General features: G+C 43.2%; 6 protein-coding genes. All 6 read right to left on the reverse strand.

Features of this window, described 5'->3' with window-relative positions:
- Positions 1 to 55: 55 nt before the first annotated feature.
- Positions 56 to 1,714, reverse strand: a complete 1,659-nt coding sequence (locus HMPREF0373_RS01120) for a glycoside hydrolase family 13 protein (RefSeq protein WP_044962538.1) — start codon at positions 1,712 to 1,714, stop codon at positions 56 to 58.
- Positions 1,715 to 1,737: 23 nt separating this feature from the next.
- On the reverse strand, positions 1,738 to 4,602 hold the full coding sequence (locus tag HMPREF0373_RS01125; RefSeq protein WP_021737701.1) for a transporter substrate-binding domain-containing protein: 2,865 nt from the start codon (positions 4,600 to 4,602) through the stop codon (positions 1,738 to 1,740).
- A 42-nt stretch (positions 4,603 to 4,644) separates the two neighbouring features.
- Positions 4,645 to 6,807, reverse strand: a complete 2,163-nt coding sequence (locus HMPREF0373_RS01130; RefSeq protein WP_021737702.1) for an ATP-binding response regulator — start codon at positions 6,805 to 6,807, stop codon at positions 4,645 to 4,647.
- Positions 6,791 to 7,606: a substrate-binding periplasmic protein gene (locus HMPREF0373_RS01135; protein WP_021737703.1), complete on the reverse strand. Its 816-nt coding sequence runs from the start codon at positions 7,604 to 7,606 to the stop codon at positions 6,791 to 6,793. The genes HMPREF0373_RS01130 and HMPREF0373_RS01135 overlap by 17 nt, the downstream gene beginning before the upstream one ends.
- Before the next feature lie 138 nt (positions 7,607 to 7,744).
- Positions 7,745 to 10,696, reverse strand: coding sequence for a response regulator (locus HMPREF0373_RS01140; RefSeq protein WP_044962544.1), 2,952 nt, complete (start codon positions 10,694 to 10,696; stop codon positions 7,745 to 7,747).
- Between the two features lie 5 nt (positions 10,697 to 10,701).
- Entirely contained in the window at positions 10,702 to 12,552 is a 1,851-nt protein-coding gene (locus HMPREF0373_RS01145) for an ABC transporter substrate-binding protein (RefSeq protein WP_044962539.1), read from the reverse strand.
- Positions 12,553 to 12,577 lie beyond the last annotated feature (25 nt).

The raw sequence follows: 12,577 nt of genomic DNA on the forward strand, positions 1-12,577 counted from the left end.
TTAGAGTTTACACAGAATTAATTACAGTCTCTCAATATTTTTTCTGAATCCGTTGCTATTTGTAGAGAATCACTCTTGTCTCGTATGGCTGCAAAGCTCCTGCTACATGGTTTTTGTAGTTTGTGATCAACTCTTCGCCTTCGTTTTCTTCGAACAGTTCGCATGAGACTTCCTTATTTGTAAAGTTGCATGCTACCACCAGTTTTTCGTTTCCAAGCGTTCTCTCATATGCATAGATATCATCATTATCTTCCAGCAGTCCGTGGAATACTCCTTCCACGATCACTTCATACTGGTGACGCAGCCGGATCAGTTTCTGATAGTAGTAGAATACACTATCCTTGTCTTCCAGTGCTGCTTTTGCATTAATCTGTGTATAATTTTTGTTTACACTGATCCAGGGGGTTCCCGTAGTAAATCCTGCATTTGCGCTGTCATCCCACTGCATTGGTGTTCTGGCATTGTCACGGCTGATCATCTTCAGGCAGTTCAACATTTCTTCTTCTGTCATCAGCCCGCTTTCTGTATACTCTTTGTACGCATTGATCGCTTCGATGTCTCTGTAATCACTGATCGATTTGAAATATGCATTTGTCATACCTATTTCTTCTCCCTGATAAATATATGGAGATCCTTTTAACATATGCAGACAAGTTGCGATCATCTTTGCAGATATTTCCCGGTACATCGGACTGTCATCACCAAATCGGGATACCGCACGGGGCTGATCGTGATTATCCCAATACAAACTGTTCCATGCTTTTCCTTCCAGTTCAGTCTGCCATTTGTTCATGACAGCACGCACTTTTTTCATCTCCGGTTTTCTGGTTGTCCATTTACCATATTTGCCGTCTGTGGTTCCCATATGTTCAAACTGAAACACCATGTTCAGTTCGCTTCCATCCAGATTCGCATATTTCTTTGCTTCTTCCGTTGTAACACCCGGCGTTTCACCAACAGTGATCAGATCAAATCTGGAAAGTACACGTTTGTTCATTTCCTGCAGATATTCATGTACATGGGGACCGTTACATACATATGGAGACATATCACCATGCAGACCATCCTTGATTTCTCCGTCCGGATATGCAGGGTCTTTGGAAATCATACTGATAACATCCATGCGGAATCCGTCTACTCCTTTTTCACACCACCAGGTCATCATGCGAAATACTTCGTCACGTACTGCCGGGTTCTCCCAGTTAAGATCCGGCTGCTTTTTGGAGAAACAATGCAGATAGTACATGCCGGTTGTCTCATCAAACTGCCATGCGGAACCACCAAAACATGCTCCCCAGTTTGTCGGCTCTTTGCCGTCTTTCGGATCTTTCCAGATATAATAATCGCGGTATGGATTATCTTTCGATTTTTTACTTTCCAGAAACCATCTGTGCTCATCGGAGCTGTGATTTACTACCAGATCCATCACCAGTTTGATACCGCGTTTATGCATCTCTGTGATCATCCGGTCAAAATCTTCCATTGTTCCGAAATCAGTCATGATATCCTGATAATCAGAAATATCATATCCATTATCATCGTTCGGTGATTTATAAATCGGGGACAGCCAGATTACATCCACACCCAGTTTCTTCAGATAATCCAGATGTTCCGTAATACCGTTCAGATCACCGATGCCGTCTCCGTTACTATCCGCAAAACTTCTTGGATAGATCTGATAAATCACACTGCTTTTCCACCATGCTTTACTCATCTTAGTTCCTTCCTCTCTTATGCTCAATTTTCTTGTTGCCTTATCATTTCTGCTAATATCGACAGCAGCTTATCAACCTGGATCGGCTTTGCGATATGCCCATTCATTCCGGCTGCAATAGCAGCCCGCTTATCTTCTTCGAACGCATTTGCTGTCATTGCAATGATCGGTATGCATGCTTTCTCCTGATCTGACAGGTTCCTGATTGTCTGTGTAGCTTTGTAACCGTCCATTTTTGGCATCTGGATATCCATGAGGATGATATCATAGGTTCCCGCCGGCATTTCCGTTATCCTGCTTATACACTGAAGACCATCCTCCACACGTTCAACCTTAAGACCGGCACGCTCAAGTATTACCGCTGCAATCTCGGCATTCAGATCATTGTCCTCTGCCAAAAGAATACTCCTGTCTTTAAGGAGCGCTCTGCTTATCCCAGACTCTTCAAGATGTGTTTTCACATAATAGCTTTCATCCGCTATCCTGTGTTTTAGTGTTACAGTAAAGGTACTGCCTTTTCCAAGCTCACTCTCTACCTCTATTGTTCCACCGAGCAGATCCACATATTTCTTTACGATCGACATTCCTAGTCCGGTTCCCGCGATTTTGCTCTTTGTCGTATTCTGCTCACGCGTGAACGCTTCGAAAATCTCTGTCAGATATTCTTCGCTCATGCCGATTCCGGTATCGCTTATCCGGGTCCTTACCATCATGTACCCATGCTCATCGCATGGCAGTTCATCTAGGTTCACCATAACAGAACCACCGGGGGGCGTATATTTTATGGCATTGCCAAGAATATTGACAAATATTTCTTTTACTTTGGTCGTATCTGTCAATATATGCTCATGTTCTACATTTATCGTGTAATGAAGTGCAAGATTCTTTCTCTTTGCTTCATCTTCAAATATTTCAAACAAAGACTGCTGAATCGCACTAATCTGACCATAGTTCTCATTGAACTCCATCTTTCCGCTCTCAATCTTGGCCATATCAAGTACATTATTTATAATTGACAGGAGAAGATTGCCAGACTGCTTCAGCTTTTCCAGGTGTTCTGAAGTTTCAGACATATCCTTTCCTTTTAGTTCATCCTCCATAAGCTGTGCATAACCCAGGATCACATTCATAGGAGTGCGGATGTCATGTGACATATTGTTAAGGAAACGGGTCTTTGCGAGACTGGCATCCTCTGCTTTTTTCAGGGCGATCTCCAGTTTGTCATTCAGTTTTTGTGTATCATTTGCCGCAAGTTTTGCGGCAGCTTCTGCCTTTCTTGCCTTCCGTAAAAATACGAGGATCACAGCAATGATGCTTAGTACAAAAAATCCAGCCGTGGCAAAAAAAGCAAGCATGTTGTCTTTTACAAAATCACAAAAAGTCACCTTATCTACCGTACTGTCATAGATCGCAAGTGTACTTGTAAGCATATCAGAAGGCATCGTCTTCAAAGTTTTATTCAGTATCGACAAAAGGGTTCCCTCTCCACCTCTTACTGCAAAGCATGCTTCCATTGTTTTTGTAAGTGGAATACTCTTAAAATCTCGATTGTTATCATATTTCAGTGCCTGACTGGTTCCCATAAGAAAACAGTCTGCTTTTTGATGAAGAACCATATCTGTCGCATCAGCAAGCGAATCGCAATCTATCAGCTTCCAGTGGGGATAACTGAACGCAATATGCTGTTTTAAAGCTTCGTGTTCCTTTGCCACAGCTACCGTATACGCCTCGTTCTCATTGAAATATTTTTCATCCGTTACCGCCATCAGGCTGTAGGTCCAGGCTGTGTTTGTAAGTGTATATCCATTTTTTTCTGCAAGATCAGGATTTCTGCCGACATAAAAAATCATGTCAATTTCATGATCCTGCAGTTCCCGAAGCATCTCGTTGTAATCATCATATTCCTGTATATCAAAATCCAGTCTCTGATTACCCAGACAGTCTTTTGCATACGAAATATATTCTGCCAGCATACCGGTAAGTTTTCCAGTCTCTTCATCCATGGAAAAGATTGCCGGATCATTATTCACAAAACCGATCCGAATACTGCCATGTTCTTCCAGCCATGATTTTTCTTCACCGGTAAGACTCTGATTATAATCAAGTGTAAAATACTTCTTATACAGATCTGCCTTAAAAAAAGGACTATCTTGTTCCAGCTGGCGCATCGCATAATCCAGTTCCGTCTTGATATCGCTGCGCTCTTTATTTATTGCAAAATAGATGCCTGACTTGCCAATCGTAGTAACAGATGATATTCCCTGTTCAGACCAAAGGGATTCCTCCAGAGATACAAAACAATCGATCTCATGATTCGCTAATTTTTTTTCGACATCATCATCATTATTCACATTTACATGTTCTGTATGTATGCCATTCTTATTTTCCCATTCTGTCAGCATGATTTCAGGTTCTGTATCTCTAAGTACACCGACACGTTTCCCGTCCATAAACTTGAAATCAGACGTTCCAATATCCAGATTCGATAAATCAGCATAAAGGATATACTTTTCCTCAGCCATCGGTTCATCCGAAAAAAACATTTTTTGTGCACGTTCATCAGTGTAAGAGATATCCCCCATGATATCAATCTCACCGTTTTCAAGCTTATCAAAGCAATTGGACCAGTCACATTTCACATACTCAAATTTCCATCCTGTATAGCCTGCCAGAGCCTGCATGAGTTCGTACCCATATCCTTGTCTTACACCGTTTTCATCGACATAATTAAAAGTATCCTCAAATGAGCCGACACGAATGGTCTGTGGCTGTTTTTCATCCTTATGCGTTTCAGCAGCCTGGCAGTATACGGATAACATCATCCACATTCCCAGGATCACAAATATACATGCAAATAGTACAGCTGGTGTTTTTCTACTTTTATTCATTCTTCTTTCCTGATTCTTTTGTATTTTTCCTGACAGACTGACCTATTCCACCAATTCGCAAATTACTTTTACCAGTAATCTCACATCAACAGGCTTGGAGATATGTTCATCCATTCCTGCTTTTTTCGCGCTCAGTCTGTCCTCCGTGAACGCATTTGCTGTCATTGCAATAATTGGTATTGCCTTAGCATCCTCTCTGTCCAGAGACCGAATCATCTTCGTTGCTTCATAACCATTCATGACCGGCATCATAATGTCCATAAGAATGACATCAAATTCACCAGGTTCACTATTTCTGAACAGTTCAACAGCCTCCTGACCATTCCAGGCTTTTGTCACATCGGCACCTTCATTCTGAAGCATAAATTCTGCAATTTCCATATTCAGCTCATTGTCCTCTGCCAGAAGAATATGCAGTCCCTTTATAGCTTTTTCGGATACATCCTTCTGTTCTTCCCGTTTATCCGCATACAGATTTATTTTGAATGGAACCCGGATCACAAATGTCGTCCCGACGCCTTCTTTACTTTCAAAAGTAATCGTTCCTCCCATTTTTTCGACCAGATTCTTTGCAATCGGCATTCCCAGACCTGTTCCTGCAAATTTTGTGCGGCTTCCTGTGTGTTCCTGTGCAAATGGTTCAAACACACATTTCTGGAACTCCGCAGTCATTCCGATTCCTGTATCCCTGCAGACAAATTCCATTGTCGTCATTTCCGGCTGTTCGGATGGGATTTCCATGCAGCTGATATAAATCTGTCCGTTTTCTCTGTTATATTTCACTGCATTCGACAGAATATTCATCATCACACGTTTCACATACCCCGGGCTTCCAATAAAATCCCGATGTGTGATTTCTTTTTTCTCCCACATGATCCGGATATTCTGTTCTGCAGCCATCTGTTCGATCACAATAAATACTTCCCTGGAAATACTGCTCAGATTAAATGGAATCTCTTCCAGAACGATTTCACCTGATTCAAGCTTACTCATATCCAGAACATCATTTACCAGTTCCAGCAACAGAGTGGATGCCTCTTTTACCTTTGTCCTGTATTCCGTCTGTTTCTCCACATTATCGGCATAATGGTCTGCCATATTGACCAGGCCGCAGATTCCATTGATCGGCGTCCGGATATCATGGCTCATCCGCTGGAGAAACTCTGTTTTTGCCTCATTGGCAGCCTCTGCCTTTTTTGCAGCAATCAGAAGTTCTGCTTTATATTTTTCGTCTTTTTCCTGTTCCATTTTCTGATGCGTCAGATTTGTTCTGTATGCCCAGAACCAAAATATACTGAATATCAGGAAATAAAGAAATATAACACTTGCTACACTTAATGGAAGGTTATGGAACACTTCCGTATCCGGAAGATATGCATAGATATAATAATCCCGCTGCTTCAGCATGATTCCGTAACATCCGGTTCCTTCATTCTTCAAATGAAAAATGTGCTGACTGTCTGTATGCTTTTTCATTGCCTGAACAACTTCGTTGTCGGTTGTACTCTGCCCCAGCAGTTTTTCATCATTACTGGCTACAACTACTCCATTATCTGCAACAATAATCGTTCCATCTTTCTGCGTACTATAGCCATTTAAAAGACTTTGTATCGTCAAAGTATAATTTCTCGTAAATTCAGGAGATGTATAATAGTAGATTGCAACGATACCCGGCGCATCTTTTCTGGCACAGGCTGCAATGTCAATATGTGATCCGTCTTTCCTGGTAAACCGTTCCGAATAGCTTCTTTCTTCATATCCGGCAAAATCCATGATAATTTCTTTTTGCAGGTACTCCGTAAGCTCATTCGTCAGAGATTCATCCGTGCTGTATTCACAGTCCGTCTTTCCCTCTGCATCCAGTACAATGATACCATCCACCCAGAGAGTCTGCAGATTTCCTCGCAGAAATTCCCGGCTCAGCTGACCGCCGTTATCTATTTCCATGTGAATATTTGTACTCATCTGTCTGGCACTTTCAATGGCACGGAGGAGACTTTTGGATTCCGAAGATTCATTATAATGGGTGTAGGTGGAGCACTGCACTTTGACATAATTTACAATCTCTACCATTCTTTTCTCGACTTCCACTTTTTCTGCGTGGAAGAAATAAAACAGAGAACCTACCGCCACACAGATTCCAAGCAGGCCACCGAGCAGCTGGATCCGTTTTTCTTTTTTCTTTCTCTTAATATCCAAGAGCATCCACCTCCAGATACTTCTCCGGATCATCCAGATATTTTTCAATGATTTTCAGGGATGTGCCATCCTGACGCATTTCTTCCAGCGTCTGGTCCATCTGCTCACAGATTCCCCGATCGTCATCTTTTGCAAAAGCAACACCTATTCCGGTGATCATCAGAGGCTCTTCCAGGATACGGAAGCTTGCGTCATAATCCTTCCTATACTGAACAATCGATTCCTCATGTGCGGCGACTGCATCTACATAACCTTTTCCCAGAAATGTATAGATCAGTTCCCTGTGTCCAAGACTGATCAGATTGCCCAGCTTTGGGATTCTCGCATCCGTCCGGTTCAGAAAAATGCCTTCCGGTTTGGTTGTGGACTGAACAGCCAGGTTTTTACCCTCCAGGTCACTCAGTTTATAAATATCACTGTTCTCATTTACAGCGACCACCTGACGACTTGCTATGTACGGTCCTGCCCAACGGTAATCATCAAGACGCCCTTCCATAGAAAAACAGCCCATGATACAGTCAATCTCTCCGCTCTCCACCAGTTCTTTTTTCTTCTCCCAGTTGATCTGCACAACCTCCACCTGATATCCCATTCTTTTGAACGCTTCCGTAGCCAGTTCTACATCGATACCCGTCGGTATACCATCCTCATTTAGATAATTGTATGGTGGATAGTTGTCGCTTCCGAGGGTAATAACAGGCTTTTCTGTTTCTTCTTTCGTGTTATCTGTGTTTTTACACCCTACCATGGTGACTGCTAAAATTCCCGCAAGCAGAATGCCTGCAATCACTCTTTTTCCTTTCATTTATCTTCCATCCCCGCTAATAAAATCATTATAATTACGTCTATGAAATAACGCCGTAAAAACACTGTCAAACAGACAGTACACCTTATTTTATACAACTGGCTGCCATTTACCGGATTATGGCACTGCCAGGAACTTCTAATCCTGCAAATTGTTTTGCAAGGTAGTAATCAATTCCTCTATCACGATAGGCTTGGATAAAAATCCATCCATACCGCATTCCAGTGCCTTCTTTCTGTCTTCGTCAAAAGCATTGGCAGTCATTGCAAGGATGGTAATTCCTGCCAGTGCCGGATGATCCAGGGCACGAATCTGCTTCGTGGCCTCATATCCGTTCATTACCGGCATCTGCACATCCATAAGCACCAGATCATAGTCTCCCGGCGATGAATTTTTCATTTTCTCCACTGCTACGGCTCCATTTTCTGCGGTATCCACCAGAAAGCCATATTCATTCAGTATTTCCACTGCAATTTCCCTGTTCAGTTCATTATCTTCCACAAGCAATATACACCGATCTTTGAAATTTGAACCTGCTGCCGGAAGAATCGAATCCTCTGTCTCGGCCTGCTTCTGACCAATCGCAGCCAGCAGCGTCTCTCTGATATCTGACATAAACAAAGGTTTTGCACAGAATGCAGTTACCCCTGCTGCCCTGGCTTCCACTTCAATATCTGACCAGTCATAAGCAGTCAGGATAATGATCGGCGTATCATCACCAAGACTGCGGATCTGCCGGGTGACTTCAATACCATTCATATCCGGCAGACGCCAGTCGATGATATACGCATGGAATGCATCACCTAATTCCATAGACTGCCGTGCACGGAGAACCGCTTCCTTACCGGAAAGGGTCCATTCCGAACGCATGCCAACCTTTACGAGCATTTTTGTTACACTGTCACAGGTATTAAAATCGTCGTCTACAACCAATGCCTTAAGACCTTCCAGCTCTGCGATCTTCTCGGTACGATGATGCTCAGGCTGGATCCGGAATGGCAGGCGGACAATAAATTCCGTTCCTTTTCCCTGTTCTGTCTGAACCTCAATGGTTCCGCCCATCATATCCACAATGTTCTTGGTGATGGCCATGCCAAGCCCTGTACCCTGGGTTCTGCTGACTGTGGAAGTCCGCTCCCGTTCAAAAGGAGAAAAAATCTTCTGTACAAATTCCGGACTCATACCGATTCCATTATCCTTTACCCGGATTTCGTATAGTTCACTTCCTTTTGCTATCCCCGGGAACTGTTTCAGCCGGACAGAAACGGTTCCACCTGCAGGCGTAAACTTAACCGCATTAGACAAAAGATTCAGCAGCACCTGGTTCAGCCGCGTTTTATCACAATAGACATCTTCATTTGTCACATCCATGGCATCCATATAAAGCTCCAGCTGCTTTGCATGGATCTGTCCACTGATGATCGTCTTCAGATCATGAAGCACATCCGACAGACTGACCTCTGTTTCTTCCAGCTGGATCTTTCCACTCTCAATCCGGCTCATATCCAGTATATCATTGATCAGCGAGAGCAGATGATTACTGGATGAAAGGATCTTGCCCAGATAATCCCTGACCTTTTTTCTGTCCTCAATGCTGCTTGCAGCCAGCGTCGCAAAACCGATAATCGCATTCATTGGTGTCCGGATATCATGAGACATGTTGGAAAGGAATGTACTCTTTGCCCGGTTTGCATTTTCCGCAGCACGGACAGCCTCGGAAAGTGCCTGGTTCATTTTTTTATCAGAAGTACGATCCGACATAACAAGGATATATTTCTTTTTTCCATTTACCACACTGCCTATGGCGACAATATGAAACCAGCGGTGTTCCCCTGTTTTCTGATGCAGAGATTCAAAATCCCATTCTTTCTGTTCCTGATCCCGGATTTCTTCCAGATAATTCTTCTTTGAAGCTTCTGTCTCTTTCGGATAAAGTTTTCCCAGAACACAAATATCTTCACGGATCTGTTCTACGGTAATTCCCAATAGTTTTTCCGCATTAGGGCTGACATAATCTACCTGATATGTCTGTGCATCCAACATCAGAAAAACATCATCTACATTCATTGACAGCTTTTGAAACAACTCATCCCTGTACAGGATCTCCGTATCCTTTTTCTTAAGCCTGCTCCTGTTTTTTTGAATCATAAGGCCGATAAAAAAGGAGGCAATACAGAGCACGACCACAACCACAAGAATCAGCGTACTAAGCTGCAAACTGTTCATGCCGGCATTGACGATATCCTCATTTACAAGTCCCAGAAATATCCAGTCCTGAACATCCGATTTTTCATAAACCAGATAATAGTTCTTTCCATCCAGATTCACCAGCATCGCATCTGCCTGTCCCGCTTTAAAGTTCTCCGAAAGCGCAAGGGCCTCTTTTTCAGTCATATCCGAATGCTCGCTCAGAACACCAAAGAAATTGTACACATTTCCCCACGACCCGGAAGAATGATCGACCACAACACGGCCATCCGGATGAACAACAAAACTCTGGGCATTTCCGTTGAACGCAGAAATGTCCAGTACCTTTACGATATCAGCGTTTTCATAAGCAATGGCAATCGCATCATATTCAAATCCCTGATAACTTCCATGAGCATTTGGAGTGGCAAAAACAAGCAGCTGGGATTTTCCGGGAACTGCTGCATTCGTTATGACATCATTTCCCTTCCGGATCTCCTCTTCCATATTTTCCTGTAATCCAAGGTACCCTGTTTCACCGGTTACTGTCTTATAGTCCCCGTCAGCTGACAAAAAATAGAACTCCAAAAAGCCGGCATCTTCCTGCGCTTTCTCTATATAATCACGGATTTCATTTTCACCGGCAGTATGCTGAAGATTCTCGCCCCACATATGAAGATACGTCAGATTCTTATTTGTCAGTTCCCGCAACATATTATCCGACTGGTGAAAAACCTCTGTCAGATGAGAAACACTTTCCTCATAGACCGTTTCTGAAACAAACTTAAAATATTGGGAAACCGTCACGGCGATTCCGATAAAGAGAACCGCAAAAACAGCTATCCTTAACGGCTTTTTCCTGACACGTTTTTTTCTTTTTATATTATAATTTTTACTGTTCATTTTTCTCATCTCACATTAATGTAATCTTCCGGCTCTGCCAGAATGGCATTGCCATCTGAAACATATGCTGTCCAGGTGTCTTTCACAGAGGTTTCCCCTCCAGCAAATACCATATTTTGATCCGCCGGATACGCTTCCATGTGTTGCGGAGTTGCAAGGCAGGTTACCGTGAATGTATCATTGTCCTGCACTTTTTTCCCATCCTTTGTTACTTTGCGCACTGTATAACCATCCTCCGTTTCCATGAGTTCCACAGAAATCCCACTGAACACAGGCAGAGAACCCCGGTTAAACGGAAGAAAGCCGCCCGGATAGCCTTCTACAAAATTTCTGACTGTTTCTTTCAGTTCAGCCCCACTCATCTTGCAGCTGTAAGCAGAAAGACCATTTGGCATGATCATGTCGCCTGCCATTTTTTCTGTATAGCCGGCTTTCAGCACATTTCCCGTAAAACTGTTTCCGGTTGCGATCAGCACATCCGTCCCGTAAATGCCACGCAACGTGTTTGCCATAACCGAATATGCCTCATTTCCTCCGCTGCTATGAAAGCGGTTGGAATAAGACTTCTCTGAATTCAATACTACTTTCTCAGAAGTTGCTTTTTCATCCAGAAGCTGCGTGTCAAATGACTGGTAGGCCTGCCCTGCATCGTATTCTCCGGAAATCATCTTAGATACTACATCCTTGGAAACAGAGAAAAAATCATTTGATGCAATCCGGATATACATATGGTTCTCTTCAATCACAGGTTTCACATCTTTCAGATATTCCGTAAGATGGATATCGACATCCTGACTGTAGCTTAACAGATCCTGTCCATCACTGATGATCCGGTTCTGTGCATCCTCAGAAAGCATGGTACTCAGTACCTTCATTGCTTTCTTCCGGCGTGTTTCATCCTGTGTCAGGTCACGATTTAAAGCCACCTGGAAATACGGTGTCGTCATCAGCCATTTTTCGCCATTCTCCTGAAAAAATGGAAGAAATGTAGTTTTAATGCCCTGATCCTGAAACATTTTTACACCGGCAGAGGTGCCAAAGTACATGGCAAGCTTACCACTTTGATACAATTCAACAATATCATCGTAATTCATCTCCAGATCATCCCGGCTCAATCCTGTATCCCGGATAAACCGCTCCATACGTTCAAAAGCCTCCGGCCAGACAGTACTGTCCAGACCTTCACGCGTTGTATTACCCGGATCACTGTAGGAAGTACGCCACTTGCGTCCGTCTACGGAAGACAGCTCAGATGCGGATAAGCCCTGCAAAGTCTCCATACAGGTATAATCATAAAAATAGTCTGCCGTAAACCCACGGATTCCTGCTTTGTCAAATGCCTGGCAGGCAGAAACGAAGCTTTCATAATCGGTCGGAAGCGGAATATCATACGCTTCAAACAGATCCTTGTTCACGACAAATCCATGAGCATCCGCGCACACCGGAAGCCAGTTTACGCTTCCATCTTCATTCATAAAATTGTTCAGGTATGTACTATAGACCGCACCGGCCACATTGGTTGTGGAAAGATCCATCAGACTGTCTTTGAGCGGACTTGCATCATGCAGTGAAAAACGACAGCAGGTTATAATATCCGGCAATCCACCATTTTCCTCAAGAAACCTGTAAAAATCCAGATCATTATTGCCTACTACAAATTCAATATTGATATCTGGAAGCTGTTCCTGGATGTATGGTGCATATGCTTCATACAGGTTTGTGCTCCATAAATACACGGTAATTGTTTCCGCGTCTTCTTTTTCTGCACGCTTTCCGCCACAGCCTGCCAGAAGTGACAGAACTGTCGCCATCACTAGAAATACCGCAAGCAACTTATTCCATTTTTTCTTTTTCATTACAACTCTCCCTACTTGTTTTCCA

Source organism: Eubacterium ramulus ATCC 29099 (genome assembly GCF_000469345.1).
Lineage (GTDB): Bacteria > Bacillota > Clostridia > Lachnospirales > Lachnospiraceae > Eubacterium_I > Eubacterium_I ramulus.

Excerpts from the sequence above, each read along its gene's own strand:
- HMPREF0373_RS01120 (WP_044962538.1), bottom strand. The coding sequence starts at position 1,714 with ATGAGTAAAGCATGGTGGAAAAGCAGTGTGATTTATCAGATCTATCCA.
- HMPREF0373_RS01125 (WP_021737701.1), bottom strand. The coding sequence starts at position 4,602 with ATGAATAAAAGTAGAAAAACACCAGCTGTACTATTTGCATGTATATTT.
- HMPREF0373_RS01130 (WP_021737702.1), bottom strand. The coding sequence starts at position 6,807 with ATGCTCTTGGATATTAAGAGAAAGAAAAAAGAAAAACGGATCCAGCTG.
- HMPREF0373_RS01135 (WP_021737703.1), bottom strand. The coding sequence starts at position 7,606 with ATGAAAGGAAAAAGAGTGATTGCAGGCATTCTGCTTGCGGGAATTTTA.
- HMPREF0373_RS01140 (WP_044962544.1), bottom strand. The coding sequence starts at position 10,696 with ATGAACAGTAAAAATTATAATATAAAAAGAAAAAAACGTGTCAGGAAA.
- HMPREF0373_RS01145 (WP_044962539.1), bottom strand. The coding sequence starts at position 12,552 with ATGAAAAAGAAAAAATGGAATAAGTTGCTTGCGGTATTTCTAGTGATG.